General features: G+C 66.4%; 25 protein-coding genes. 17 read left to right on the top strand and 8 right to left on the bottom strand.

Annotated elements, in window-relative coordinates; all coding sequences use genetic code 11:
* Positions 1-19: 19 nt before the first annotated feature.
* From KBY83_RS09760 to KBY83_RS09735, 6 genes are all read left to right on the top strand, one after another.
* On the top strand, positions 20-3,277 hold the full coding sequence (locus tag KBY83_RS09760) for an exodeoxyribonuclease V subunit gamma (RefSeq protein ID WP_255019341.1): 3,258 nt from the start codon (positions 20-22) through the stop codon (positions 3,275-3,277).
* Positions 3,274-7,065: a UvrD-helicase domain-containing protein gene (locus KBY83_RS09755; protein ID WP_255019340.1), complete on the top strand. Its 3,792-nt coding sequence runs from the start codon at positions 3,274-3,276 to the stop codon at positions 7,063-7,065. Before KBY83_RS09760 ends, KBY83_RS09755 begins: the two co-directional genes overlap by 4 nt.
* Entirely contained in the window at positions 7,062-8,639 is a 1,578-nt protein-coding gene (locus KBY83_RS09750; RefSeq protein ID WP_255019338.1) for an ATP-dependent RecD-like DNA helicase, read from the top strand. Before KBY83_RS09755 ends, KBY83_RS09750 begins: the two co-directional genes overlap by 4 nt.
* Positions 8,636-9,001, top strand: a complete 366-nt coding sequence (locus KBY83_RS09745; RefSeq protein ID WP_255019337.1) for a phosphomannose isomerase type II C-terminal cupin domain — start codon at positions 8,636-8,638, stop codon at positions 8,999-9,001. Before KBY83_RS09750 ends, KBY83_RS09745 begins: the two co-directional genes overlap by 4 nt.
* Before the next feature lie 218 nt (positions 9,002-9,219).
* The gene (locus KBY83_RS09740) at positions 9,220-11,115 is read left to right on the top strand and encodes a DEAD/DEAH box helicase (protein WP_255019336.1); all 1,896 of its coding nucleotides are present in this window, start codon (positions 9,220-9,222) and stop codon (positions 11,113-11,115) included.
* A gap of 28 nt (positions 11,116-11,143) precedes the next feature.
* Positions 11,144-11,434: a hypothetical protein gene (locus tag KBY83_RS09735; RefSeq protein ID WP_254960304.1), complete on the top strand. Its 291-nt coding sequence runs from the start codon at positions 11,144-11,146 to the stop codon at positions 11,432-11,434.
* 32 nt (positions 11,435-11,466) lie between these two features.
* On the opposite strand, the gene KBY83_RS09730 is transcribed toward KBY83_RS09735, so the two are convergent.
* Positions 11,467-11,670 carry a hypothetical protein gene (locus KBY83_RS09730; protein WP_255019335.1) on the bottom strand — a complete coding sequence of 68 codons (204 nt, stop codon included), beginning with the start codon at positions 11,668-11,670 and terminating at the stop codon, positions 11,467-11,469.
* A 251-nt stretch (positions 11,671-11,921) separates the two neighbouring features.
* On the opposite strand from KBY83_RS09730, the gene KBY83_RS09725 reads away from it, so the two are divergent.
* From KBY83_RS09725 to KBY83_RS09715, 3 genes are read left to right on the top strand one after another with little or no spacing between them, the layout of a single operon-like run.
* The gene (locus KBY83_RS09725) at positions 11,922-12,275 is read left to right on the top strand and encodes an RNA-binding protein (RefSeq protein WP_255019334.1); all 354 of its coding nucleotides are present in this window, start codon (positions 11,922-11,924) and stop codon (positions 12,273-12,275) included.
* On the top strand, positions 12,223-12,501 hold the full coding sequence (locus tag KBY83_RS09720; RefSeq protein ID WP_255019387.1) for a hypothetical protein: 279 nt from the start codon (positions 12,223-12,225) through the stop codon (positions 12,499-12,501). The genes KBY83_RS09725 and KBY83_RS09720 overlap by 53 nt, the downstream gene beginning before the upstream one ends.
* Positions 12,498-13,421: an LCP family protein gene (locus tag KBY83_RS09715; protein WP_255019333.1), complete on the top strand. Its 924-nt coding sequence runs from the start codon at positions 12,498-12,500 to the stop codon at positions 13,419-13,421. The genes KBY83_RS09720 and KBY83_RS09715 overlap by 4 nt, the downstream gene beginning before the upstream one ends.
* Here the strand turns inward: KBY83_RS09715 and KBY83_RS09710 are convergent.
* Positions 13,403-13,873 (bottom strand): MgtC/SapB family protein, encoded by a 471-nt coding sequence (locus KBY83_RS09710; protein ID WP_255019331.1) that lies wholly within the window; start codon positions 13,871-13,873, stop codon positions 13,403-13,405. The two genes, KBY83_RS09715 and KBY83_RS09710, sit on opposite strands and share 19 nt — an antisense overlap.
* A gap of 82 nt (positions 13,874-13,955) precedes the next feature.
* Between KBY83_RS09710 and KBY83_RS09705 the strand changes: the two genes are divergently transcribed.
* From KBY83_RS09705 to KBY83_RS09695, 3 genes are read left to right on the top strand one after another with little or no spacing between them, the layout of a single operon-like run.
* Positions 13,956-14,933 carry an aromatic acid exporter family protein gene (locus tag KBY83_RS09705; RefSeq protein ID WP_255019330.1) on the top strand — a complete coding sequence of 326 codons (978 nt, stop codon included), beginning with the start codon at positions 13,956-13,958 and terminating at the stop codon, positions 14,931-14,933.
* The gene (locus KBY83_RS09700; protein ID WP_255019328.1) at positions 14,930-15,982 is read left to right on the top strand and encodes an FUSC family protein; all 1,053 of its coding nucleotides are present in this window, start codon (positions 14,930-14,932) and stop codon (positions 15,980-15,982) included. Before KBY83_RS09705 ends, KBY83_RS09700 begins: the two co-directional genes overlap by 4 nt.
* A gap of 6 nt (positions 15,983-15,988) precedes the next feature.
* Entirely contained in the window at positions 15,989-17,836 is a 1,848-nt protein-coding gene (locus KBY83_RS09695; RefSeq protein WP_255019326.1) for a TolC family protein, read from the top strand.
* Between the two features lie 30 nt (positions 17,837-17,866).
* On the opposite strand, the gene KBY83_RS09690 is transcribed toward KBY83_RS09695, so the two are convergent.
* Genes KBY83_RS09690 through psbP form a run of 4 tightly spaced genes read right to left on the bottom strand, consistent with a single transcriptional unit; the run spans position 17,867 to position 21,123 of the window.
* Positions 17,867-18,073 carry a hypothetical protein gene (locus KBY83_RS09690; protein WP_106632756.1) on the bottom strand — a complete coding sequence of 69 codons (207 nt, stop codon included), beginning with the start codon at positions 18,071-18,073 and terminating at the stop codon, positions 17,867-17,869.
* Positions 18,070-19,410 (bottom strand): NHLP bacteriocin system secretion protein, encoded by a 1,341-nt coding sequence (locus tag KBY83_RS09685; RefSeq protein ID WP_255019324.1) that lies wholly within the window; start codon positions 19,408-19,410, stop codon positions 18,070-18,072. Before KBY83_RS09685 ends, KBY83_RS09690 begins: the two co-directional genes overlap by 4 nt.
* Before the next feature lie 43 nt (positions 19,411-19,453).
* Positions 19,454-20,539, bottom strand: a complete 1,086-nt coding sequence (locus tag KBY83_RS09680) for an FAD-dependent oxidoreductase (RefSeq protein ID WP_255019323.1) — start codon at positions 20,537-20,539, stop codon at positions 19,454-19,456.
* Positions 20,536-21,123: a photosystem II reaction center PsbP gene (psbP, locus tag KBY83_RS09675; protein ID WP_255019322.1), complete on the bottom strand. Its 588-nt coding sequence runs from the start codon at positions 21,121-21,123 to the stop codon at positions 20,536-20,538. Before psbP ends, KBY83_RS09680 begins: the two co-directional genes overlap by 4 nt.
* A gap of 85 nt (positions 21,124-21,208) precedes the next feature.
* Between psbP and KBY83_RS09670 the strand changes: the two genes are divergently transcribed.
* From KBY83_RS09670 to lipA, 3 genes are all read left to right on the top strand, one after another.
* The gene (locus tag KBY83_RS09670) at positions 21,209-21,904 is read left to right on the top strand and encodes a pentapeptide repeat-containing protein (protein ID WP_255019321.1); all 696 of its coding nucleotides are present in this window, start codon (positions 21,209-21,211) and stop codon (positions 21,902-21,904) included.
* A 62-nt stretch (positions 21,905-21,966) separates the two neighbouring features.
* Complete coding sequence (gene recR / locus KBY83_RS09665; RefSeq protein WP_106632752.1) at positions 21,967-22,545, top strand: recombination mediator RecR; 579 nt, start codon at positions 21,967-21,969, stop codon at positions 22,543-22,545.
* A gap of 5 nt (positions 22,546-22,550) precedes the next feature.
* Complete coding sequence (lipA, locus tag KBY83_RS09660) at positions 22,551-23,468, top strand: lipoyl synthase (protein WP_255019319.1); 918 nt, start codon at positions 22,551-22,553, stop codon at positions 23,466-23,468.
* On the opposite strand, the gene KBY83_RS09655 is transcribed toward lipA, so the two are convergent.
* Positions 23,447-24,214: a J domain-containing protein gene (locus tag KBY83_RS09655; RefSeq protein WP_255019318.1), complete on the bottom strand. Its 768-nt coding sequence runs from the start codon at positions 24,212-24,214 to the stop codon at positions 23,447-23,449. The genes lipA and KBY83_RS09655 overlap by 22 nt on opposite strands.
* Before the next feature lie 120 nt (positions 24,215-24,334).
* Here KBY83_RS09655 and KBY83_RS09650 point away from each other — a divergent pair, with 120 nt between their 5' ends.
* Positions 24,335-25,564: a carbohydrate porin gene (locus tag KBY83_RS09650; protein WP_255019316.1), complete on the top strand. Its 1,230-nt coding sequence runs from the start codon at positions 24,335-24,337 to the stop codon at positions 25,562-25,564.
* 34 nt (positions 25,565-25,598) lie between these two features.
* Here KBY83_RS09650 and KBY83_RS09645 read toward each other — a convergent pair whose 3' ends face one another.
* Positions 25,599-26,150, bottom strand: coding sequence for a hypothetical protein (locus tag KBY83_RS09645; RefSeq protein ID WP_241518326.1), 552 nt, complete (start codon positions 26,148-26,150; stop codon positions 25,599-25,601).
* A 94-nt stretch (positions 26,151-26,244) separates the two neighbouring features.
* Here KBY83_RS09645 and KBY83_RS09640 point away from each other — a divergent pair, with 94 nt between their 5' ends.
* Positions 26,245-26,538 carry a type II toxin-antitoxin system Phd/YefM family antitoxin gene (locus KBY83_RS09640; protein ID WP_255019315.1) on the top strand — a complete coding sequence of 98 codons (294 nt, stop codon included), beginning with the start codon at positions 26,245-26,247 and terminating at the stop codon, positions 26,536-26,538.
* Positions 26,539-26,761 lie beyond the last annotated feature (223 nt).

Raw genomic sequence — 26,761 nt, 5'->3', positions numbered from 1 at the left:
CCACAGCTGAGCATCTTTTGTGCTCACAGTTTTCCGGGGCAACCGGGCCGAACACCTAGCCGAACTCCTGGCCGCCCAGTTGCTGCTCACGCCTCCCGGGCCGCTCGAGACGGTGCAGGTGGTGGTGAATACCTGGCCCACCAGCCGCTGGCTTGGTGAACAGCTGGCCGTGGGACTCGGCGGCATCGCCGCCAACATCCGCTACCCATTTCCTGGCAGCCAGCTGCGCCAAATCGTGAATGGGGTGCTGGGCGAAAACGGCGCAGACCAGGATCCCTGGCGTGCCAGCCAGCTGGTGTGGCCCGTGCTGGAACTGCTCCCCCAGCTGGTGGAGCAGCCAGAAGCTGCCTCGCTTAAGCACTGGCTAGGCCGCTACCCGCAGCACGGCAGCAACCTTGAGCTGGCCCAATGGCAACTGGGCCGCAGCATCGCCGACGCCCTCGACGACCTAGCCCTGTATCGCCCTGAGCTGCTGGCAGCCTGGTGGTGTGGGGAGGACGGCCCACCCCTGCCGCCGGAGCAGGAGTGGCAGCGGCTGCTGGTGGGGCGGCTACGGGAGCGCCTGGGGGTAAAGCCCTTCGGCCTGCAGGTGCTGGAGGCCATAGCCCAGCTGCAGATCAAGGCACCGCCGGTCGGCGGCCTGCCCGATCCCCTGCGCCTGTTTGGGCTCAGCAGCCTGGCGCCGATCCAGGTGCAGCTGCTGCAGGCCCTGAGCGTGCACACAAATGTGGACCTCTACCTACTCACCCCCTGCCGCGACCTGTGGCAGCGCTGCACCAGCCGCCGCCAACTGCTCAGCGATGCGATCGCGCTGCAGCAGCCCCTTGATGGGGACTGGCTACTGCAAGCCCCTGGCCTGGAGGCCCGCTTCGGCCGACTCGGCGGCGAGTTTCAGCAGTTGCTCGAAGGCAGCGGCGAGAGCCTCCAGGGCCAGTGGCAGGAAAAGGATTTGTTTGTGGCCCCAGCCAGCAGCCATCGGGGCCAGGGGCCAGCGCCCCTGCTGCATCAGCTGCAGCAACAACTGGCAGATCCGGCTGCCCAACCCCTGCTGCAGCGGGCACCGGCAGACAGCTCCCTGGAGTTCCACCGCTGTCCCGGCCCCCTGCGCCAGGTGCAGGTCGTGCGGGACCGCATCCTGCAGCTGCTGGCCGCCGATCCCACGCTCCAGCCCCGCGATGTGCTGGTGATGACGCCTCAGGTGGATGGACTAGCACCTTTGGTGGCGGCCGTATTTGGCGATCAAGAGGCCACTGGGGTGGCCCTAAATTGGCGCCTCACCGACCGCAGCCAGCAGAGCGAAGCCAGCCTCAGCCGCAGCTTGCTGGAGCTGCTGCGGCTGGCGGGGGAACGGCTCACCGCCTCCGCCCTGGAAACCCTGCTGGAGAGTCCGGCGCTGCAGGGGCATTTCCAGCTCAGTGCTGTCGAGATGGCGGCCCTGCATCCCCTGCTGCAGCAGGGGGGCTTCCACTGGGGCCTCGACGGGGAGGAGCGCGGCGGCCTGGACAGCGGCAGCCTCAGCTGGGTGATCGATCGGCTGCTACTAGGCCTGGTGCTGCCCTGCGACCCCGGCCTGGCCCCGGCCGCCACCGCCCCCCTGGCCAGTGGCGAGAGCATCGAGCTGTTGGGCCGCTGGCTGCACCTGCTCACCCGGCTGCGCCACTGGCTGGTGGAGCTGCGGCGACCCCGCTCTTGCCTGGCCTGGAACACCTGCCTGCGGGCCCTGCTGAGCGACCTGTTCGGCGAGGGCGACCAGGCTGGCGGGAGTGGCCAGGACTGGGAGCTGCCCCTGGTGCTAACCGCCATTGACGACTGGCAGCAGGCCGCCGCCGGCTGCAACCTGGAGCTGGCCGCACCCGTGGTGGCTGCCGTGCTCGATGAGCGCCTGGCTGCGGATTCGGGCCGGTTTGGCCACCGCAGCGGCGCCCTCACCATCAGCGCCCTCGAGCCGATGCGGGCGATTCCCCATCGGGTGATCGTGCTGATGGGCCTGGATGCAAACGCCTATCCCCGTCAGAGCAAGCGGCCCGGCTTCCACCTGCTGGAGCAGCAGCGCCACCTCGGCGATCCCAACCCGGCCGACCAGGACCGCTACGTGCTGCTGGAGGCCCTGCTCTCAGCCCGCGACCATCTGCTGGTGACCTGGAGCAGCCGCGACCCCCGCAGCGGCGAAGAGCTGCCACCGGCCACACCGGTACGCCAGTGGCTCGAGTGGCTGCAGTGGCAGCTGCCTTGTGGAGGTAGCGAACTGGTGATTAGTCACCCCGCCAACCCCCTCGACCGGGCCAATTTCCAAACCAGCGGCGAGCGGCCGCCCGGCAGCTGCGACGAGCGTCTGCTGAAGGCCCGTGAGCTGCTCGATCAACCACGCCAGCAGAGCGGAGCACCGCAACCGCCCCGGCCCCTGGCGGCCAGCGAACCCCCTAGCGCGCCCCCGGCCCAACCCAGCGATGCCTATGGGGATCTGCGCGACTGGCTGCTTGCCCCCCAGGCCAGCTGGCTGGCTGAATTGGGGCTAAGGCCGCGGGAATGGGCCGACAGCCTCGACGACCTCGAGCCCCTCAGCCTCGATGAGCGCGGGCGGGCGCTGCTGCTGCGCCAGGCCCTCGAAAGCACCAGAGACGCAGGCCTCGATGAGCCCGCCGGCTGGCTGGCTCGCCATCGCGGCCAAGGCTTGCTGCCTCCCCAGGCGGCAGGTGAACTGGAGGCCAGCGGGCTCAGTCAGCGCTGGCGCAGCCTGCACGCCAGCCTCGAGGCCCTGGGCCCCGAGCGCCGCCAGCTGGCCCTCTGGCAAAACTGCCAGCAGGAGCTGCAGTGGCGGGGGAGTTCGGTGCTGGTGCTGCACACCGCCAAACCGCGCAATCGCCAGCGGCTAGAGCTGTGGCTGGCGCTGCTGCTGGCCGCCGCCGCCGACCAAGGGCCGCTGGATGGGGTGCTTGTGGCCCGGGGTGCCAAGGACTTCGGCGTGCAGTTGCGGCTGCAGGCGCCCCAGGTAGATAGCGCCCGGGCCGAACTAATGCGGCTGCTGGAGTTGCGCCAGCAATGGCGCCAGAGCTGCTGGCCGGTGCCACCGGAAACCGGCTGGGCCTTGCTCGATAAGGGTGAAGCCCGGGCGATCGAAACCTGGGAAGGCGGTTTTCAGCGGCGCGGCGAGCGGCTTGATCCGGAGCAGGCCCTCTGTTTCGGATCTGAACTCAGCGGCGCCGCCCTGTTGGCCAGCGGTGAGCTAGCCGCCAGGGCTGAGGAGCTGCTTGGTCCCCTGCGGGAGCGGTTGATATGAACCTGTCTGCCGGCAGCGATCAGGCTTTGGCATCTGAACAAGCCCTGCCACTCCCACTGCCACAACCATTTGAGGCCAATGCCTTTCCCCTGGATCCCGGGCTGCGGCTGCTGGAGGCCAGCGCCGGCACCGGCAAAACCTTCGCCCTGGCCCAGTTGGTGCTGCGCTACGTGGCCGAGGCCGAACTGGGGCTGCGCCAGCTGCTGGTGGTGACTTTCACCGAGGCCGCCGCCGCCGAACTGCGCGATCGCATCGGCCAGCGCCTGCAGCGGGCCCTGGCAGGCCTGGAAAATCCAGATCTGGAGCCGCCCGATCCCACCCTGGCCGCCTGGCTGGAGCAGCAACGACCGCGGGCCGAAAAGTTGCGGGCCCGGTTGCTGCTGGCCCTAGAGGAACTAGACGCCGCTGACATCACCACCATCCACGGTTTCTGCCGCCGCACCCTGCAGCGCCACGCCCTGGAAGCAGGCCTGCCACCGGAGCTGCAGCTCGAAACCGACAAGGGCACCCTGGTGCGCCAGGTGGCCCACGACTACTGGCAACAGCAGGTGCTGCCCCTGCCAAGCCACCTGCTGGCCGGGCTGCAGCAACAGGTTGGCGGCCCCGAAACCCTCGAGGGCCTGCTGCGCCAGCTAGATGGCGATCCAGCCCTAGGCCTGGATTCCCTGCCGGCAACCCTGCGGACCGACGCCCCCTTGGCGCCCCAGCTCGAGGTCCTGTGGAGCGAGGCGTGGCACAACTTCCAGCAGCTCTGGGCCAGCCACGGCCAAGCCCTGGAGGCCGGCTTTTGTGCCGCCGCCAGCCAATGGCGCGGCCTGGGCTTCAAAACCACCAGCCCCTACGTTCCCAAACCCACCAAGGACCGCTGCGCTCTAGTGCGGGGCTGGATCGCTGCCCAGCCCATCGGCGGCGACTACGGCGCCACGGCAGGCAGCCAGGGCGGAGGCCAGGGCCTGCTGCGCGATTACTTCCACCCCGGCGCCTTTCTCAAAGTTGCCCGCAGCCTCGAACCTGGCGATGGGAAAGGCCCCGGCCCCTCCCTGCCCGAACGCCCCTTGCAGGAGGCGATCGCCCAGGTTTTGGATGGGCCGGCCGAAGCCCTAGTGCTGCACGCCTGCCACTGGGGTCGGGCCGAACTGGGCCGGCGGCGGCGCCAGAGCGGAAGGCTGGGTTTCGCCCAACTGCTGGAGGGTCTTGATCCGGGCGAGCAGGCCAGTACCCCCCTGCTAGAGGCGGTGGGAGCTCGCTATGCCGTTGCCCTAATTGATGAATTCCAGGACACCGATCCGATCCAGTGGCGCATCCTGTCGCGGGCCTTCCAGCCTGAGCGGCACCGACTGGTGATGGTGGGTGATCCCAAGCAGGCGATCTATCGCTTCCGCGGCGGCGACCTGCGCACTTATCTGCTGGCCCGTCAGGCCGCCGCCAGCTTCGGCGGCATCAGCAGCCTCCGCGACAACTACCGCTCCAGCGAGGCCCTGGTCGCCGGCCTCAACGGCCTGATGGGGCCGGGGCTGCGCCGCAGCGACCTGGCCGTACCAGCGGTGCGGCCCCAGGCGACCGACACCAAACTGCTCCTACCCGCCGGCCAGCACCCCCTGCAGCTGCTCTGGCTCGGCGGCAGCCGCCTGGCTGGTGAGAAACCACCCAGCCGCAGCGCCCTGGAGCGGCAACTTCCCGACCAGATCGCCTGCTTCAGCGCCGAATTGCTCAACCAGGGGCTGATGCAACAGCGGGGCGAGCAGCGCCAACCCCTGGGCCCCAACGACCTATGCGTGCTGGTGGGCACCCACCGTCAGGCTGAAGCGCAGCGCGCCGCCCTAGATCGCTGCGGCATAGCCAGCAAGCTGGTGAGCCAGGGGGATGTGTTTGAAAGCGCCGGCGCCTCGGCACTGCAACGGCTACTCGATGCCCTGGCCGAACCCGGCCGGACCCAGCGCCTGCGGCTGCTGGCCGCCTCTCCCCTGCTGGGCTGGAGCGCGGAGCAAATCGCCTCCGCCAGCCCCGAAGCCTGGAGCAACCTGGCTGCGCGCCTAGCCCAGCTGGCCGTTGAACTACCCCGCCGGGGCCTGCTTGGGGTGCTGGCGAGTTTGCTGGAGCAAAAGGGGCTGGCCCAGCTATCCCTTGGCGGCCGGCTGCTGGCGGATTTGCAGCAGTGCGGTGAATTGGTGGCCGTGCGGCTCCATGCCGACCAACTGGGTCCCGCAGCGGCAGCTGACTGGCTGCGGCGTCTGCGTCTCGATCCCGACCGGGACATCCCCGACGCCCACCAGCCCCACAGTGACGTGGTGGATGAGGCCGTATCGGTGCTGACGGTGCACCGCAGCAAGGGCCTGGAATATCCAGTGGTGATCTGTCCCTACCTGTGGCAGGCCGGCGCTGAGAGCCGCAGCGGCCAGTCCATCGGCGTGCGCTGGCACCCGGGCGGCCCTGAAGGCGGGCAGCCTGAAGCCGTGCTCGACCTGCACCTGAACAACAACTGGGGCCCGGGCCAGGGCGCCAGCCAGCAGCAGCTTGGGGCCGAGCTGCAGGAGCGGGAGCGACTTGCCTATGTCGCTTCCACCCGGGCCAAGCTGCTGCTGGTGCTGGCCTGGGGCCCGGCCTTGGGCCAGCAGGGCAATCCGCTGCACCCCTGGCTGTTCGACCAGGAGCAGCCCCCCGCCAGCGACCACGACCCCTACATCGGCCGCAGTGATGCGGAATGGCGCGAGCGGCTGGAGCAGGCAATCGCCCGCCGCCAGCTGCCCCTCAGCCTGGTGCAGCCCCCCGCCAGCGGCCAGCACAGCCAGCTGAAACCAGGCCCGGCAGCTGCTGGCCTATCCCTGCAGCGAGGCCCCGTACCCAGCCATGGCTTCGACAGCAGCTGGGGCCGCAGCAGCTACACCAGCTGGACCCAGGGCAGCCACAGCGCCGCCCCCGCAGCCGTGGAGGAGGGCCGCGAAACCGATGCCCTGGTGACCGAACTCGAGGCAGCAACGGCGGCCAACGCCATGGGCGCCGATTCCCAGGACAGCCCTCTGGCCCCCTTCCCCCGGGGCGCCCAGGCCGGCGACTGCCTGCACCGCATCCTTGAGCAGCTCGACTACTGCCAACCCTTGGCAGCCCAGGCCGAGCTGGTGGGCCGCGAGCTGCAGCGGGCCGGTATCGCTGCGCAGCACGGCGAAGCGGTGCTAGTTGGGCTGGAGCAGCTGCGGCACACGCCCCTGGGCGGCCCCTGCAACGACTTCAGCTTGGCCCAGCTTGAGCGCGGTGCCCGCCTCAATGAGATGAACTTCGATCTGCCCCTGGGCCTGGTGCGCACCCCAGACCTGGCACGCCCCTTTGCCGACCATCCCGAAGGCTGGTTTGGCGGCGCCTACGCCGAGCAGCTTGCCCAGCTGAAAGTGGAAAGCCGGGGCTTTCTCACCGGCTCGATCGACCTGGTATTTCGACAGGGCGAGCGCTGGTGGGTGGCCGACTGGAAGAGCAACTGGCTGGGCGAGCGCGACGACCAAGGGCAGCCGCTGCACTGCGGTCCACGCCACTACGGAGCAGCAGCCATGGCAGAGCTGATGGCCGCGAACCACTACCCCCTGCAGGCCCACCTGTACCTGGTAGCCCTACACCGCTACCTGCGCTGGCGCCTGCCCGGCTACCGACCCGAGCAGCACCTGGGCGGCTACGTCTACGTGTTCCTGCGCGGGGTGCCCGGACCCACCACGGCCAGCGCGGTGCCCGGCATGTTCGTGGAGCAGCCGCCCTTGGCCCGCCTGCTCAAACTGGACCAGGCCCTGGGGGGCACACCATGAGCGGCCCCACCCCCCTGGAGCAACCTCGCTGGCTCCAGACCCTGGCAGCGGCCCTGGCTGAAGCCCTGCCGCGGCTGCATGGCAGCAGCCCCGATCCATTGCTGGCGGAACTGATCACCAACCTGGCTGCCGCCCTGGCGGAGGGTCGCCTGGAAATCAGCCTGCCCAGCGCCGAACATCGCCGCGCCCTGGAGGCTTCACCCCTGGGCGCCGAGCCGGATGGTCCCCTGGTGCTGGAGGGCGACCGGCTGATGTGGCGACGCTGGCAGCGCCAGCGCCAGCAGGTGCTGCAGGCACTGATCGAGCGGGCCCAGTTTCAGCTCCCCGATGCGAGTCCCGATGCAAGCTGCAGCGAAGGGCTGGATCCGGACCAGCAGCGGGCCGTCACGGCGGTGCTGCAATACGGCCTGGTGCTGCTTGAGGGCGGTCCGGGCACCGGCAAAACCAGCACCGTGGCTCGCATGTTGGCTGCGGTGTTAGCCCAGCAACCAGGCAGCCGCATTCAGCTAGCAGCCCCCACGGGCAAAGCGGCGAGTCGGCTGCGGGCAGCCCTAGCCAGCAGCAGCCTGCAACTTCCCTGCAGCACCCTGCACCGGCTGCTGGAGAGCCGCGGCGAGCGCTTCGGCCGCAACCGCCAGCACCCCCTTGCCCTCGACCTGCTGGTGGTGGATGAGGTGTCGATGGTGGATCTCCCCCTGATGCAGGCCCTGCTGGAGGCCCTGCCCCCTAGCTGCCGGCTGGTGCTGGTGGGGGACGCTGCCCAGCTGCCACCGGTAGGCCCCGGGCCAGTGCTTCTGGAGCTGCAGGCACCCGAACGCCGCCAGGCCCTGGGCGGAGCCGCCATAGAGCTGCGCACCACCTACCGCAACAACGGGGCCATCGCTGCGGTAGCAGCGGCCCTACGGGAGGCTGAGCAGCCCCTCGAGGCCCTGCTCACACCGCTGAACTCTGACGACAACCTGCGCTGGCTGCCGGCCAACCCACGCCAGCTGCCAGCAGAGCTGCTGCAACGACTGCGGCAGCACCAGCACCAGCTGCAGGAGAGCTGCCTGGCGGGCGATCTGGACGATCCCACTTTCACCACGAGCCTGCTGGCGGGCCTGGATAACTATCTAGTGCTGACACCGCTGCGCCGGGGCCGCTGGGGGGTGGAAGCTATCCACCAGGCCCTGCTGGGGGAGGCGGCCGCCCGCTCGCCCCAGTTTTGGCCAGTGGGCACGCCCGTGCTGTGCCGCCACAACCTCAGTGAACTGGGGCTCGCCAATGGCGACGTGGGGCTGGTGGCGGAAAGGGAAACCAAGCGGGGGCGGGAACGCCGCCTGCTGTTTGCAAACCAGGGCGGTAGCGAGCCTCTCTGGATTCACCCGGCCCAGCTACCAGAGGCCGAGCCAGCCTTGGCCCTCACGGTGCACAAGGCCCAGGGCAGTGAGGCCCAAGAGGTATGGGTGCTGATGCCCGACACCGGCAGACCCCAACATCGCCTGCTCTACACAGCCCTGACCAGGGCCAGAGGACGGGCCTGCCTGATCACCCCGTTGCGCGGCGCGGCGGCGGCTGTCAGCCTGAAATCGTGAACATCCCTGAGCCCCAAAGTCCCGCCAGCCGGGTGCAACGCCCTTGGGGCTGGTTTGAACAGCTGGCCAGCGGAGACCAATACCTGGTCAAACGCCTACTGATCCGCCGCGGCCAGCGGCTGAGCCTGCAGCGCCACCAACACCGCTGTGAGCACTGGGTAGTGGTGGGCGGCGACGGTGAACTGCAAGTGGGGGAGGAGGCCGTCACCGCAACGGCAGGGACCAGCGTCTTCATCCCCCAAGGGGCAATTCACCGGGCCCAAGGAGGTCTGGCGGATCTGGAGATCGTGGAGGTGCAGCGTGGTAGCTGGTTGAGCGAAGCCGACATCGAGCGCCTGGCGGATGACTTCGGCCGGAAGTGAAGCGGACCGGAAGGTGATAATATCTGTTTTCAGCCTTTTTCAAGGGCAGGGCAGTTTTGTTAATTGCGGGTCTGAACAACTGAACATCGGGTAAAGCAGTGCAGCTTCAGTTGCCCCGCAACGGCCCATCCGTTCAGTATTTCTTGGCTCAATTGGGTTTCTGCCGGCCTGCGTTCAAGGACTTCACCAAGCCCTGATCAACCAGGCCTTTGCATCCCGTGACCGAACACGCCAACGGCGGCAGCTTTGCTTGCTCCGTCGACATCGACGCGCCCGCCCAAACAACTGAAATCAACACACCCGAAAACAACACAGCTGAAGTCAATTCGGCTCAGATCAACTCAGCTGAAGTCAAGACAGAAGCAACCACTGCCTCGGGCTTTGCCCGCTTCGGCTTTGCCCCAGAACTGCTGAAGGCCCTTGAAGCCATCGGCTATCTGGAGCCCTCACCAATTCAGAAGGCCGCCATCCCCGAGCTGATGCTCGGCCGCGACCTGGTGGGACAGGCCCAGACAGGCACCGGCAAAACCGCTGCCTTCGCCCTGCCAATGCTGGCGGCCCTCGATCCCGAGCAGCGCAAGCCCCAGGTGCTGGTGCTCGCCCCTACCCGGGAATTAGCGCTGCAGGTAGCCGAGGCCTTCAACAGCTATGCCAGCCACCTACCCGGTGTGCGCACCCTGGCGATCTACGGCGGCGCTGATTTCCGCGACCAGATCCATCAGCTCAAGCGCGGCGTACAGATCGTGGTGGGCACCCCCGGCCGGGTGATGGACCACATGCGTCAAGGAACCCTCGATCTCTCCAGTCTTCGCGCCCTGGTGCTGGACGAGGCCGATGAAATGCTGCGCATGGGCTTCATCGATGATGTCGAATGGGTGCTCGAACAACTACCTGAGCAGCGTCAAGTGGTGCTGTTCTCTGCCACCATGCCGCCCGAAATCCGGCGCATATCGCAGAAATATCTCAACGCGCCCGCTGAAATCACGATCAAGCAAAAGGCCGCCGATGCCACCCGCATTCGTCAGCGTTTCTTGATGGTGCATGCGCCCCACAAGCAAGCCGCCCTGGAGCGGGTGCTGGAGGCAGAGACCAGTGAGGGTGTGATCATTTTTGCCCGTACCAAGGCGATCACGCTCACCGTGGCCGAATCACTTGAACAACACGGTTATGACGTTGCCGTGCTCAACGGCGACGTGCCCCAAGCCCAGCGAGAGCGCACCATCGAGCGGCTTAAGAGCGGCCAGGTGGACGTACTGGTAGCCACCGATGTGGCTGCCCGCGGGCTCGATGTAGAGCGGATCAGCCTGGTGATCAACTACGACATCCCCTTCGATTCGGAGGCCTATGTCCACCGCATTGGCCGGACCGGTCGAGCTGGCCGCAGCGGCGACGCCATCCTGTTCCTGACCCCGAGGGAGCGCCGTTTCCTGGGCGGCATGGAGCGGGCCGTGGGCAAGCCGATCGAAGAGATGGAGGTGCCAAGCAACGCCACCATCAATCAAAACCGGCTCGACCGGATGCGCACCAAGCTCACCAACTGCTTGCAAACCCCAGCCAGCAGCGAGCAGGAACGGGCCTTACTCAGTGAAATCCTGCAACGGGTTGCTCAGGAGCAAGGCTCCAGTCCTGAGCAGCTAGCCCTGGCGGCCCTAGAGCTGAGCCTGGTGGGCAAACCCCTGCTTTTGCAGGGCGAAGAGAACTTCCAGCAAGTGCGTCAGAACGGTCCTGGCCGCGATGGAGGCCGCGATGGCGGCAGGGATGGCGGTCGCGACTTCGGCCGGGACCGGGGAAGGGGCCGGGAAATGGGTCGGGAGGTTGGCCGTGATGTAGGCAGGGGAGCTCCCAGGGGCGAACGCCCCGTGGGTCCGCCAGAGGACAACATGGAGCGCTTCCGGGTGGAACTGGGCTGGCGCGACCGCATCAAGCCCGGCAACATCGTGGGTGCCATTGCCAATGAGGCCGGTCTGAACGGGCGAGCCATCGGCCGTATCCAGATTTTCGACACCCATAGCACCGTGGACCTACCCAAGGGCATGCCCGAGGATGTTTTCCAGGGTCTGCGCCAACTTCGGGTGATGAACAAACCCCTGCAGCTTTCCAGGTTCCAGGGGTGAATTCCTCGGGCTTCCGCCCTTTTGCTCCATGAACCCCAGCCCCCCGCGCCCGGTCCTAATCGGACTGCTTTGCCTGGGGCTGGTGTCCTTGGTTCCAGCCAGCCGCTCTATCAGCGTCGCCGAGGTAGTGAAAGCCTTCTGCCTGTCGGCTTACCAGGCGGACTTGCAAAGGGAGGGCAAAGTTGCCCCCGCCGCCCAACTCGACCGCACCTGCGCCTGCGTTGGTGAGCGAGTTGCAAAGGGCAGCGACGTGGAGGAAGCCCATGACGCCTGCGGGCGGACCCTGGACCAGCGCTCCGTGAGCAAGCCCAGCACCTAGCTCCGGGCGATGATCCGCCAGGCCAAAGCGCTTCAGGCGCAAAGACTGGTCACGCCTCCCACACTCAGGCTGGTCAAATCAGTAATAGACAACCGCTCCACGGCGGCGATCAACGTCGATTGAACCTCTGCAGTTTCGCAAGCAACCAGGCTCTGCAGCAGGTCAAAACGATCCTGGGTGGCAAGTTCGCCATCCTCACGCCAGGCGAGGCTCCAAGGCACAGGCGCTGTGATCATGGGTCCGCGTTGATCAGAGTTTGCTGACATTGGGACGACATCCGGGATCATCGGTTGAACCTCAGAGTCTCTTCAGAACCGCTTTACGGTTCTCCATGAAACGCCCCGCCAGTGCTAGCTGGGGGCCAGGCCACCCGGTATCATTTGCCGTGATTCAAAGGGTACGGCCCCTCTTTTGGCACCCCTAGTTCCCACTAGGACCACTAAGAACCGCAGCTTCGACCGAATCAGTTCCAGGATTTGCTCCATTAATGACTATCTACGTTGGCAATCTTTCGTTCCAAGCTGAACGCGAGGACTTGCTTGATCTCTTCGGCCAATACGGAGAGGTGCGCCAGTGCAGCCTGCCCCTAGACCGGGAAACCGGGCGCAAGCGCGGTTTCGCTTTTGTCGAATTAGCCGACGATGCGGCCGAACAAAAGGCTATTGACGACCTTCAGGACGTCGAATGGATGGGGCGCATGATTCGTGTCAACAAAGCCACTCCCCGTGAAGGTGGTGGTGGTGGTGGCGGCCGTGGGGGCTACGGCGGTGGCGGTGGTGGTGGCAATCGTGGTGGCGGTGGATATGGCGGCGATGGCGGTGGTGGCGGCAACCGCTGGTAAAGCCAACCCCATCAGCCCGTACTGCAAGCTCTCTAGCTCCGCACTGAGCGACACCAACCCTGCCGCGGAAGCGCAACGGCAGGGTTATTTTTTTGCAGAGCGTCCAGCGGTGAAAGCCAGGTCTGCTTCAACAGCTTCATCAACTCGTTCGAGCCTGGCCACTCTGGGCAGCGGCATGCCCCCATTTGTGAAAGGTTCGCTTGGTGAAATAGCTTTCAGGGGATGAGAACCCCTCCGGCCAAGCGGCCCCGCAAGCGGAGTAAACGCGGTGCCGTGCTCCTGGCGATCGGGGTCGGCCTTGGCGGAGGCCTGTTGCTGGCGGGGCCCCTCTCCGAACTGCTCAGCGACAACGCCTCAGGAGCAAATAACGCCATCACCAATCCGTTCGCGGCCTGGAGCGGCATCACCAATCAAGACATCCTGCTGCTCGGCACCGATGTGGGTGGTGGCAACACCGATGTGATCGCCAGCCTGCGCGTGGATGGGGGCATCACCCGGATCACCCAGGTACCTCGTGACACCTACATCGAGGCAGAAGGTTACGGTCCCCACAAAATCAACGCCCTCTACAGCCTGGGGGGCACCGATCTGCTCAAAAGGGAGCTGGCCCGCAAGTTAGGCCGACCGATCACTCATCACGTGGTCGTGAACCTGTCGGCAATCCGGCGCATGGCGGATGCCTTAGGCGGCATCGAGGTGGATGTGCCGAAACGCATGGCCTACACCGACAACAGTCAGGGCCTGTACATCGACTTGCAACCCGGCCTGCAAAATCTCAAAGGCCAAGACCTGGAAGGCTTCCTGCGCTTTCGCCACGATGAGATGGGCGACATCGGCCGGCTTGAGCGTCAGCAACTTGCCCTACAGGCACTCTTTCGCAAGCTCACCAGGCCAGAGCATCTGGTGCGCCTGCCAATCCTGCTGGCTGCAGCAGGTAAGGATCTGAAAACCGATCTGGGCCCCATGGAGCTGGGTGGCCTGATCACCGCCATGGGCACGACCCAGCTTGAAACCAAGCGACTGGGCGGACGGCCCTTCTATCGCGATGACATCAGCTATTGGGAAGCGGAGTGGCCCCAGCCTGTGCTGGATGGATCCAACGGAGCTGAAAGCAGCGGCGATGGCCGCTATCGCTTCCTTTTCTGATCTACTGCAGCTTCCGTCGATGACGGAGTAGCACCATTGCTCCGCTGAGACAGGGTGATTAGGGCCAGAACCAGGGCCACCCCTGCAAGCAAGGGGGTGGAGGCGGCCACGGTCACCCCGAGGGCAGCAGTAAACCAGATCGAAGCCGCACTGGTGAGTCCGCGCACCTCAGGCAGGCCCGTCTTGTCAGCAGTAGGGGGCACCAGGATCTCGCCCGCCCCCAGGAAGCCAATTCCGGTGGCGACCCCCTGAATCACCCGGCTGCGGGCCTGGGGGTCGTCACCCGCCGCCAGCACCATCAGACAGGCACTGAGGCCCACCAGCACATGCACCCGCAGGCGATTGGGATGGCTGGTATTGCCATGGTGGGCTCGATTGATGCCCACAGCCAAACCACACAGCACCGCCAGGCCTAGGCGCAGCAGGATCTGCAAATCAAGGGTGAACGGCAATGGTCCGGATCCAACCTCCCCATCATCGATCGCACTGGACGGGAACGCCAGAATCAGCGCAAGGCTGTGATCCCTGTCCCGCATGCTGAGCAACCCCGCCCTGCGCGCCGCCATCAAGATCGGTCTGGCCGCCGCCCTCGCCGGCGCCTGGGCAATCAGCTTCCGCGACGTGCGCTTCGTCTGGTATCCGCTGTTGGCGGTGGTGATGTGCATGGACGAGACCGACACCCGAGTCATGGCCGCGGCCCGGGGCAGGGTGCTGGGCACGATCGGCGCCGGCATCGTCAGTTTTCTGGTGCACACCCTCCTAAGTGGCTGGGTGGGGCTGACGGTGTCGTTGCTGGTGGTGGTGCCCCTGCTGCGGCTGATGCGCTGGCAGGCCGGCCTGGCCACCGGAATCGTGATGTGCTCGATGCTGTTTCTGGTGGCCGATTACGCCGAGCTCAACTGGATCTATGTGCTCAACCGCACTGCCGACACCCTGGTGGGGGTGGCGGCCACCCTGCTGGTGAATGCCCTGTTCTGGCCCATCAACCGGCTCGCGGAGATGGGCCAACTGGACCGGCAGCTGCGGAGTCTGCTGGGCCAACGTCTGGAGGCGATCCGCCGCCAGCTCAAAGATCCAGCAGCCGGCGATGGGCGAGCCAGTCAGCCGATCGTGGGCAGTCGCCTATGCCAGCAACTCAACCAGCTGGTGAACGATGAGTTGCGCAGCAACCCAAGCGGCGCAGCCCAGCGGCAGCACTGGCGCCAGCGCAGCCTGCTCTGGGAGCGCATCAACCACCACAGCCTGCAGCTGCAGCGTCTCGGTCAGCTGTTGCCTCCGGGGGCCCTGGCCTCGGAGGCAACACCTTGGCTGGAGCGGCTGCCGGCACTGCTCGGCCCAAGCCCGGCGCCAGAGGTGCTGGGCTTGCCGGAACGGAAACGCCTGCAGGACCTCGCCCTGGCGCAGGGGCTTCCCTCCTTGTTGTTGCTGGCCATCGACGATGAGTTGCAACGGCTCACCCGCAGCGCCCAGAGCCTGGCCCTGGCCAGCCGTGGACATGGAGTCCGGCCATGAAAGCTCCTCCCCTGATCACGCGAACCGACCTGCGGCTAGCCCTCACCGCCGGGCTCTCAGCTGGATTCGTGATCGTGCTGGGCATCCCCGATGCGTTCTACGCCCCGTTGGCTGTGGGGGCGGCCCTGGGAGGCACCGTGGGCGCCACCCGCTTGCTGGGCACCCAGCGGGTGCTGGGCACCCTTCTTGGGGGAGTGATCGTGGCGATCGGGTTCAACACCATGGGCCAAGCCCTGCCCCTACCCCTGGGGGTAGCGGTAGCCCTTGCCCTGACACGGATCTTCGGAGGATCCCTCGGCCTGCGTTCCGGTTACAAAGTGGCCGGGCTAGTCGTATCCATGGGCTGGACAGTTCACCACACCAATCTGGCCAGCTGGATTCCCACCCGCCTGGTGGTGACCCTGATCGGCGTGTTGGCCGCGTGGCTGGCGGTGAGCCAGATCTGGCCCAGCAGGGCCCTGGAGCAGCACCAGGAACACTCCCAGCGACTGTTCGGCGAGATCGCCACCTTGCTGCGGGAACGAGCCAGGCTGTTGCTGGAGGAGCGGGAACTGGAGGCCAGCGCCCGTCTGCAGCGGCGCAACCAGCTGGTTAATGCCACCCTCCAACTCCAGAACCAGCGCCAGGAGGCCAGCCAGGAGCTGGGCCCGGACCGCATGGGAGAAAGGATGCAGCGCCTCTGGGACCTGCAGGAGCAATGGCTCAGCGCCGTGATCAGCCATTACCGAACCATGCTGCGCCTGCCGGTGGTGCCGTTGACCAGTCCCGGTCTGAAAGCCCTGATGGAAGCGGAACACTTTCTCCTCCAAGACCTAGCCGACCAGCTCGATGGCTGGGCCCAGCACTGGCCCAGCGCCCCACCGCTGGGGGCCAATGCCGCCGCCGGTCCGGACCTGGAGCGGCTTGAGCAGGCTGAAACGTCAGCCTTTCAGGATCCGCTTGCCACAGCGGTGTTGCTGGGCAGCAGCGGTGGACGCCGGGCGATCACATGCCACCAACTGGTCGAAGCCAGCCGTGGCTTCGAGGCCGCTTGGGCTGCCGTGCCCTGAGCTGCCGTGCCCCGAGCTGCTGTGCGGGAAAGTGCACGTCCCCCCCAGGCAAGAGGACGTTCCATTCAGCAGACTGACCTACTTGAGGGGCTAAACGGAACCACCGTGGCAATCCGCAACCGCGCCCTGATCCTGGTACTGCTCGGCATCATTCCTGCCCATGGGACCCCGGCTGCCCTGGCAGCGTCGCTCCCTGCCCGCAAGGCCCCTCCCCAGTCCACCGCGCTGGTTGAACGCAGCTGGCAGCGCCTGGATGCGGAGCTGCGGGCGCTCGATCGGCTGCTGCCTAGCGAGCCCGAGCCCCCTGTGGCCGACGTGCTCAGCACACCGGAGCTGCCCGCCAACCTGATCCGGGCCAACCAACCCGCCACCGGTCCGATCCAACCTGCCGATACGGTGGCCGGTCTGCCCCTGGATCTACCCACCCCCCAGCAGCTTCAGGCTGGCGGCGTTGCCAGCCTCAGCCTGGAGCAAGCCCTGGCCATAGCCTTCGCCAACAGCGCCAGCCTGCAGGCCCAACGCGAGCAAGTGGCCGCCGCCTTGGCCAGCATCCAGGCCGCCATAGGGACCTACTGGCCCACCATCAGCGCCTTTGCCAACGGTGGCTACGAGGGCAGCCGCAGCACCACCACCGCGAAAAAGCCGAACGACAACTTGGGCTTCGGCCCAAATTTCGAGCTCCCCAACGGCCCCTTCTATGTGCCCAACGGCGGCTCCTTAGGAACCACCACCGGGGAATGGGGCGTTGAGGGGGGACTGCAGCTCAACTACGCCCTGCTCGACTTTGCGCGCACGCCCACGGTTCGGGCGGCACGCGCAGTCCTTGAACGGCAGCGCAACACCTACGCCAACCAGCTCCGCTCCCTGCAACTGCAGGTGAGTGAGGCCTACTACTCCCTGCAGCAAGAAGAGCAGCTGGTGCGCGTCTACGACGCCAACCTGCGCAACGACTTGGTAGTACTGCAGGACACGCTCGACCTCAAGCAGGCGGGTCTGGTGCCCAGGCTCGATGTGCTGCGGCGCCGGGCCATCCAGGCCGCCGATGAAGAGACCCTGATCCAGGCCCTGGCCGACCGGGCGGTGGCGCGCCGCCAACTGGCGGTGCTGCTCAACCTGCCCGCCAGCGTGACCCCCAGCCCCAGCGACCCGATCGTGGTGCAGCCCCGCTGGCCCCTCGATCTGGAGGCCAGCCTGCTGGCGGCCTACCGGGGCAATCCGGAGCTGGAGGCGATCCTGGCTACTCGAACGACTCTGGCCCAGCAGAGCCAGGCCACCGCTGCGGGCTTGCTGCCACGGTTGTCGCTGTTTGCCAACGCCGGCGGCAGCGGCTCCCAAACCAGCCTGGGCGACTTCGAGCTAGGTGGAGGGGGCTGCTGCGGCTCCACCGCCCTGCCCCTGAGCACCAACAACGGTTGGGACTGGTCGGTGGGTTTGACCTTCACCTGGCTGCTGTTTGATGCTGGCACCACCGCAGGCCAGGCCCGGGCCCTGACCAAACAGGCGGCGGCCACAGCCCAGCAATACGCCGCCAGTCGCAACGACATCCGCCTGCGGATCGAGCAGGCCTTCTTCAACCACGAAGCCAGCCTGGCCAAGCTGAGTTCAGCCCGCCGAGGCGTGGCGGCTGCCCTGGAGGCCTTCCGTGACGTGCGGCTGCGCTATCTAACCGGCCTCGACAGCGAGCTCAATCTCTCCAATACCCAAGACCGCCTGATCAACAGCCTGGTGCGTCGGATCAACGCGACGGTGAACGTGAACATCACCTACGCGAAGTTGCTGAAGGAGCTGCTGCCGATGCCGCGCGATCCCAACGAGCCGATCCAGCCGCAGCTGCAGATCAGCAGCCAACCCTGAGCAGGGGAAATAACAATGGCCCTGGTGGACTCAGGCGTTGGGCCGCGACGACCACCAGCGCTCGACGCGATAGAGCAGCACCACCAGCAGCACCACCAGCCAGAACCACAGCTCCGGCGGGTTGGCGTTGAACAGGATCAGCAGCAACACCACCTCGCTCACCAGCCAGGGAAATTCCTGGCGCAGCAAGGGATTGCGGATCCGTGGCAGGGACGGCGACTTCACAGGGGAGCTCATGGAACGGTGTTGGGCTGGCGCAGGGAGGGCTGGTTCCAGCGCAGATCGATCCAAGGGGTGCGGAAGCCACCGGTGAGGGAGCGCAGGCCAGGGATCACGTAGCTGATCGGCGAGCGCCACTCCACGTAGGCATGGGTCGACACGGTGAGTCCGTCGCGGATCGGGAACACGCCACTCCCCCCCGAGAGGGTCCAGCGGTAGCCGTCCACGCTGGAGGGATCCCGCTCCAGCTCGATTTCACTGCGCATCACCGGCCCGTTCTTCGTGAGCGCCTGGGCCAGCTGCGCATTACCGGTGGTGGTGGAGATGTCGTCTTCGGTGGCGGGCAGGGTGAGCACCTGCGTCACCTTGCCCACGATGCCGCCGAAGCGGCCGCGCTGATTCCACTGCGGCACGACCTCCACGGGCAGCCCCAGCGGCAGGCGGCGGGCATCGGCGGGCGCAAAGTAGGACACCACTCGCAGCGGGCGGTCTTTAGCGCTGGGTTGTTCAGGCCGGCCGATCGTGCCCAGCCGCTGGCCGGTGCCCACGGTCTGGCCGGCGATCACCTGCAGATCCAACACCGTGCCGTTCCGGTCGGCATGCACCTTGCCGTCGTAGCCGATCTTGGCTTCGGTCACCTGGATCTGACGCTTGAGATCATCGATCTGATAGCGACGCTGCAGGGCCTGGGTCTCAATATTGAGCTTCACCTGCTGGTAATTGGTCACCACATTCTTCTCGTTGATCTTCACGTCATCGAGATTCACGCTGGTGCTGGTGAGCCCCTGCTCCGCCGACACCACCTCAGAAGAAAGCGGAGCCACCACCTCGCGCTGGGCCAGCCAATCAAGGTTGCGCAGTTTGCTGGAGTACGTCGATTGCAACTCGCCGTAGCGACGGCGATCTTCGGAAAACTTAGACAGAGATGTATCCAGGGCCCGCTTTTCGGTGAGCAGACGCAGGGCATCGCGCTCATCGAGCTGGGCGTTATGGCGCTCCAACTGACGCAGGTTGCCGCGCTGCTGGTCAAGCTGGCGCTCCAGCACCGGCAGATACAGCTGCATCAGCACCTGGCCGCGCGCTACCTGCTGTCCCTCTTTGACGAACAACTCCCGCACCTGGCCGCCGGCACGGGCGTTGAGGATGCCGGCGTTGTCGGGGTAGATCAACACGCCCATGCCTTCCACCTCGGTGGGCACTGGCCAGAACAAGGCCCACAGCACGAGCACACCGCCCACCCCCGCCAGGCTCACGCCCACCTGGTTCTGGTCGCTGAATCCGTTCCAGCGCGCCTGAAGCCGCTGCAGGGGGCCGCGGGGCATGGGCGCTGCAGCAGTGGAACTGGCCTGAGTCATGGCACCCAGCTTGCAGGATTCAAAGGCAGCTGTCAGCCCCCACCTACTCCGGCAGCCCTAGGCCCAGCTGCTGCAGGCGCCGCATCGCCGCTTCCGATCGCGCTCCCCCCGACACCAAGACCTGGGCCAGCAGGGGCGCCAACACCGGCACCTGGCTGAACCCCGCACTAAAGCCGGTGAACATCCACAAATCCGGCGCCTCTGCCAGCGGACCCACCAGGGGCAAGCCCTCACTGCAGAAGGCCACGGCCGCCTGGCGCAGGCAACCAGGCAGCGCCGCTAGCGGTGCCCCCCAGGCTTGCGCCGCCAGCTCTTGGCGCAGTTGCCTTTCCACCTCCAGAGGCGGCGGCCCTGGGCCCAGCTCCAGGCCTGGTCGCACCAGGGTGTGCTGGCCAAGAAGGGCCCCTTCTGCCCAGGGCACCAACCCGCCATCCACCAGCCACTCCGGCTGGCTCAGGCCAGCGGCGCGCCGCTCCAGAGCGACCCGCCCAAAGCTGAGCGGCAGCCAGGCAGCCGCTCGGCCCAGTGGCGCCGGGAAGGAGGCCAGCTGCAGCGCCGCCGCCCAGCTGCTGCGCAAGCGCTGGGGCAGGGCCGGCCAGAGCTGGCGGCAGTGAGCACCTGCCGCCAGCACCAGCTGGGCAGCCGGCAGGCTGGAGCCGTCACTGAGGGTAAATTCCCAACCTGCCCCAGCCTGCGGCTCCAAGCGCTCCACCCGGCCCGTTTTGCACCTCACTCCAGCCGCCGCCAGCGCTAGCGGCAAGCGCGCCGTCAGCACTGCGGAATCCACCTGGGCGAAGGGCAGCGGCCACCAGGCACTAAGGGGGCGCCAACCGGCGGCAGCCCCGTGCAAACGCAAGCGGCTGGGGCGCCAGCCCAGGTCACCATGGCGTTCCTGTAGGAGCCGCCAGCGCTTGGAGGCTCCTGCCGCCAAACGAGCTAAGGGGGTTGGAGCCAGGGGCCATCCCGGCAGAGCGCCATAACTGAGCTCTGAAGCGGAGCAAAGCCCATTAATGGCGGGGGCATCGACGACCGTCACCGACGCCCCCAGCTCCCGCAACGCCAAGGCCAAAAGACCACCAGCCAACCCAGCGCCAACGATCACCACATCGGCAGGAGCCGAAACCGTCACACCAGAAGAGTGAAGGAGGTGACGACCTGATGGAACATGTCCTTCACCTTGGCCCAACGAATCTCGTTGGTGCTGGCCGCAAATGTGTATAGCCGGCCGCGATCGAGAACCACGGTGGCCAACTCGTGGCGGTCGCGGTCTTCGAGGTGCACGGCATATTCAAGGTCGTAGAAGGTGCGGGGACCTTCCTGCCGCTCCGACGCCTCTACCAGCTCAGCCTGGCGGCCACTGCCCTCAGGGGCAATCACCGTGCGGCGCAGCTGCTCGCCGACCGCCACGGCGCTGCCGAGCTTTTCCAAGTCATTGGTGGGGTTCACCTCCGAGATCACCAGGCTGAGGGTTTCATCGCTGTTGATCAGGTCGTGGAACACCACCTGGGGGCCGCCACTCACCTGCACCCGCGTCCAACCGGTGGGATAGAGAAAGGCATAGCGGCCATCGGGGCTCTGGAAACCATTGAGCCCGGCTGCCGCAGCACTGCAAGCAACCAGCAGCCCCGCCAGCACCAAGGCAACCAGACGCGGCACAAAGGCGCGTAGGCCAGCCCGACTGCAAAAACCAGCCTGATTGCAAAAAACAGCCATGGCTCAAGGCGCGTTGCGTGGCGCCATTCTGCTGGGCAGCCGAGCCCCCAGGGGTCAGCATGGGCTCTTGATCTCCAGTCTCCCCATGCCACGCCAATTAACCTGGGTGGACCGGCAGCAGCGTCGTCACGATTCCCACTTCTTCCGCCTGCTGGACGGCTCCTTTCTGTTCCGCCTGGCCCTATCTGGTGCAGCGGCCATGGCGCTGCTGCTGCTGGTGAACAGCTACGCCACCTGCCGCAACAACCGCTGGGCCCCGGGGTGCCTTTGGCGGGATGCGGAGGCCCTGATCAGCGTCGGCAATGTGGAATCGCTGAGCATCGTGACGGCCGCCTTCCTCTACGTACTGGAGGCTCAAAAACGGCGCCAACGCGACAACATCGAGGCCTACGAGCTGCTGATGAACTGCAATGCCTCCGGCGTCAAATGGCTGGTGGGGCGTATTTCTGCTCTGGAAATCCTTAACAGCGCCGGGCTCCCAATCGACGGCCAGCAGCTAGCGGGCTTTGACCTACGCAATCTGCAGGCTGCCAACGGCCACTGGCACAACGTCAACCTAGAAGGGAGCGTGCTGCGCCGAGCCAACCTGGCCGGCACCGATCTGAGCGGATCCAACCTGCGCGGCGCTGATCTGCGCGATGCCGACTTGCGCGGCTCGATCCTGGTTGGCGCAGATCTTGAGGGTGCCCTGCTGGAAGGGGCCCAACTTGATGGGGCAGAACTTGATGGAGCACAACTTGATAGGGCCAGCCTCGATAGCGGTGCCCCCAATCCCAGCTGATCGAGCTGGCTGCCTAAGTTCTGAGCAATTGCGGCGGACTGCTGAGCGGCTTTACCCGCCCCCTGGCCAGGCTGATCGACCAGTTCGAGCGCTTACCTGGCATTGGCCCCCGCACGGCCCAGCGGCTTGCTCTGCACCTTTTGCGCCAGCCTGAGGAGCAGGTTCGCAACTTCGCCGACGCCCTACTGGCGGCCCGCAGCCAGGTGGGCCAGTGCAAGTGCTGCTTCCACCTCTCGGCCGAGCCGATCTGTGAGATCTGCCGCAACGAAGAGCGCGGCAACGGCCAGCTTTGTGTTGTGGCCGATTCCCGCGACCTGCTGGCGATGGAGCGCACCCGGGAGTTCAAGGGGCATTACCACGTGCTCTGCGGCTTGATCTCACCAATGGATGGCATCGGCCCCGAGCTGCTGCAGATCCAGCCCCTAGTGAACCGGGTCGACAAGGAGTCCATCACTGAGGTGATCCTGGCCCTGACTCCGAGTGTGGAAGGGGATACCACCAGCCTTTATTTAGCCCGGCTGCTCAAACCATTCACCACCGTGAGCCGCATTGCCTACGGCTTACCCGTCGGCAGCGAGCTGGAATACGCCGACGAAGTCACCCTGGCCCGGGCCTTTGAAGGTCGCCGCCAGGTGGAGTAAGGCCCATGACGCGCTACAGCGCCATCCACCCCACGGAACGGCTGCCCGAGTGGCTGCGGCGTCCAGTGGGCAATGCCTCAGCCCTGGAAAACGTGCAGGCATTGGTGAAGCAGCAGCGGCTGCACACCATCTGCGAGGAGGGCCGCTGCCCAAACCGAGCCGAGTGCTATGCCGCTGGCACCGCCACCTTTTTGCTGGGAGGCCCGATCTGCACCCGCAGCTGCGCCTTCTGCCAGGTGGAGAAGGGCCAGTCACCCCAGCCCCTAGATGCAGGCGAGGCCGAGCGGGTGGCCGAGGCAGTTGCCGCGCTCCAGCTCTCCTATGTGGTGCTCACGGCCGTGGCCCGCGACGACCTGGCCGACCACGGCGCCCACCTATTCACCACCGCCATGGCTGCGATCCGCCAGCGAACACCCGGAGTGGGCATTGAAGTGCTCACCCCCGACTTCTGGGGCGGCCATCGCGACGAACAGGAGGGGTTGGCGGCCCAACGCCAACGGCTGGCCGCAGTGCTGGCGGCGCAGCCCGCTTGCTTTAACCACAACCTCGAAACCGTGGAGCGCCTTCAGGGGGAGGTGCGCCGGGGCGCCACCTACCGCCGCTCCCTGGCCTTGTTGGCCGCTGCCCGCGAACTGGCGCCCGCCATCCCCACCAAGAGTGGGCTGATGCTGGGGCTGGGCGAAACCGAAGCAGAGGTGCTGCAGACGATGGGCGACCTGCGATCAGTCGATTGCCAGCGCCTCACCCTGGGCCAATACCTGCGCCCATCCCTTGCCCACATTCCGGTGGCTCGCTACTGGACTCCAGAAGAATTTGATCGGCTGGGAGCCAGGGCCAGGGAGATGGGGTTTGAGCAGGTGCGCAGCGGGCCGCTGGTTCGTAGCAGCTATCACGCAGCCCCTCAACCGACCAGCAATCGATAGGCGGCATCAAGGCGATGGAAGGCCGTCACCTCTCCACCTAGATCGGGGTGGTGATTTTTAGCCAGTCGCCGGTAAGCCCGCCGGATCTCGGCAGGGCTGGCACCGGGCGCCAAGCCCAGTAGTGCTAAGGCTTGCTGGCGAGGATCAGCTGCGCTGGCGGTTGTGCCAGAGCTGTCTGGGCTGCGTCGCAGCAACTCCTCCACGACCCGCATTGGGGCCTCCTCCAACCACTCCGGAGCGCGCGGACCATAGAGCGCAAAGGCCGCCCGCACAGCCCAACGCCAGCGGCAGTGGGGTCCCCGCAAGGCCTCAACCAGCTCAGAGCCCAGGCCGGGGCAGCGGCGGTTTAGCTCCTGTTCCAGCTCGAGTCGCGGATCCCACCACTGGCTGCGCAACTCCTCAACCAAACCCCGCAAGCCAGCGGGCGGCCCCAGGCGCAGCTCCTGCCAGCGGGGATGGGATGCCATGGCGGCTCCCCAGCGCTCCAGCCGCGCCGCGGTGATCCCGTGGGAAGCGGCGGATGTGACGCGGCTGCGAGCCCGATTGGGTGACCAAGCGTGCTGGGGCGACCAAGCGTGCTGCTGCGACCAAGCGTGCTGCTGCGACCAAGCGTGCTGGTCCAACTGCTGCCTCAGAGCCCGCACCTCCCGGCGCAGGCTCTCGTTTTCGGCCAGTAGCTCCTCCAGATTGGCCGTAACCGGAGGGGAGGTTGCAGAGGGGCGCCAGTGGCGGGGATCAAAACCCATCCAACCCCCTACCTCAACCCAGGATTCCATTCTTGCGGAGCACGGAGATGCCAGCAGCGGCATACTTGCCCCGATGCCGCTCCAAGCCAGTTGCAAGCCCCATCTGGAGCCTGTAAACGTTTGAGCGGCGCGGCACGATCCCCCAAGCGCCTGCTGGCACCCCTACTGCTGCTGGCAAGCCATGGGCTGCTGCCGCATTTAGTTTTGGCCCAGCCGGCGCCAACAGCCAGCTGGCTCGACCTCGACCTCAATCTGCAGGCCCAGCCCCTGGCCAACCCCAGCGGTGGCGAGCGTCAAGGCGCCAGCTGGATGCAGCAACTCACCTTGGGGGCAACACTCGGCAGCGGGCTGGCCAAGGAGCCGCAGCAGTGGCAAGAGGCCGACCACTGGCGCACCAACCTGCAGCTGATGCTGTTCAGCGGTGATGCCAACTACGCGGAGAGCCTCGGCGCCGCCTTCCCCCTGCAGAGCACGGCCCACCCCACCGGCCTCTGGCTCACCGAAGCCAGCGTGGAGCGTCAGCCAGGCCAGGGCGGTATCGGCATCAAGGCCGGGGTGTTCTCGCTCAATCCGGGGTTCGTCAGTGCACCGGTGCTTGATGCCTACGTGCACTCAGCCCTCAACGACACCCTCAACCTCAGTGTTGACGGGCTGCCAATCAACCCCTACACCGCCCCTGGCCTGCAGCTGAGTTGGCGACCAGAGCCCGCCGGCCGCTGGGGCGAATGGCACTACGGCGCCTTTCTGCTGGATCCCGAATACAGCCTGGCTTCCCTGTTCGGCGTCAACCCCGACCAACAGCGCCTCAACGGCCACCTCCAGATTGTGCAGTGGCGCTATGAACGCTTACCGGGAGCGGCGGCGATGCAAAAGCCAATCCGCGCCGGCGACCAGCAAATCGCCCGCCAGCTGCCACCGCCCCTCCTACAGATCGCCAGCGGCTACGTCGACAACCGCAGCACAGGCAACCTGGATGGGGCCGCCATGGCCACCCTCACCATGGCGGCGCCGCTACCGCTGGGGCTCGACAACCGCTTCTGGCTGGGCGTAAACGCCGGCTTTGAGTGGGACACCAACCCCATACCCCTGTTTCTCGGTGGGGGCTGGCTCAGTCAGGGGCTAGTGCCAGGCCGCCCCCTCGATGTACTGGCCCTAGGGATAGGCAACAGCCGCTTCAGCCCCAGCCTCTCGCCTGGCCAAAGCAGTGAAACCGTGCTCGAGCTCAACTACAGCTGGCTGGTGAACGCCAACCTCAGCCTTCAGCCGGTGCTGCAGCTGATCCTCAACCCCGATGGCAGCAACGCCGAACCGATCCTGGCGGCCGGCATCGGCTTGCAGCTGCAGTTTTGAAGCAGCTGCAAGCTGATGCCGGCTTCGAAATTGATCAACCCAGGCCCAGCCGCCGTCCACTGCGGCGCAGACCGTCGACGCAGTCCGCGCGCATGAGCAGACCCGCGCCACCCCAGATCAGCCGGGGGGCCAGATCGGCAACACCGGCATCGAGCTCCCGCAGGGGGCTGAAGCCCAGCTGGCGGAAGTAGCGCACCAGGCGGCGGTGCTGGGCCTCGCTGTCGCGGATGGCCAGGATCGTGGCCTGGCGGCAGGGGGTTGCCTCCAGGGCCCAGGCAAAGGTGGCCGCCCAGATCAAGGGGCCTACGGCGGCCGTGTTCTCCCCCTGCACCCGCATGGTGTCGAGGCGCAGGCCTGCGGGGCGGGGCAGGGCCCAGCCTTTGATCTCACCCAGCAGCACCAACCTCTCCCCATCCCTGCGCGCCACCCCCAGCCGCAGACTCCAGGCCAACCCAGCTGGCCGGCCCACCTGCAGGCGCAGCAACAGACCGCGTCTCCGGGCCTCCTGCTCCAGCTGCTCCAGACTCGGTGCTGGCAGAGGGCTGGGGTTGGGGCAGGTAAGTACCCCGGGGGAAGAGCTGGACATCCACAACCGCCACGGCCTGGGCCAGTCTCAACCGTTGCCCAACGGCCCTCCGTAGCGGGAGGCGGCCAATGTAGTCGCATATGCAGTGCTAAGCGTGTCAGAAGTAGTCGCAAGCCGGGTTTCGGTGCGGGATCTCAAGACCCATCTCTCCGAATGGCTGGCACGCGCTCAATCTGGCGAGGTGGTGGAAGTCACCTCCCATCGCAAACCCATCGCTCGCATCACGGCTCTGGACACAGCGGCTTCAGCCTCAACCAATCCGCTGCAGAAGGCGATTGATGCCGGCGTGATCAGCTGGAATGGCAAGAATCCTGTGATTCCTCCACCCGTAAAGCTGAATGATGGCGGGCCACTGATGAGTGACATCGTGATCGAAGATCGCAGCTAGGCACCGTGATCCTTTTTTGTGATACCTCTGCCCTTCTCAAGCTGTTCATCGACGAGCAGGGCAGCGACAGCATGATCGAGGCAAGCTCTTCATCTGACGTGATTACCCAGCTCACTCCGCACAGGGCGAACTGGTCGCATAGACTGGTACGCATATACCAGTTAGCCCATGTCGCGCAGTGCCGTCCAGTTTCAGAAAGGCCTCTCGCTGCCTGAGTTCCAAC

This window comes from Cyanobium sp. WKJ7-Wakatipu, from assembly GCF_024345355.1.
GTDB lineage: Bacteria > Cyanobacteriota > Cyanobacteriia > PCC-6307 > Cyanobiaceae > Cyanobium_A > Cyanobium_A usitatum.
Note: the sequence above shows the minus strand (reverse complement) of the source record. Positions and strands in the feature narration are given on the sequence as shown.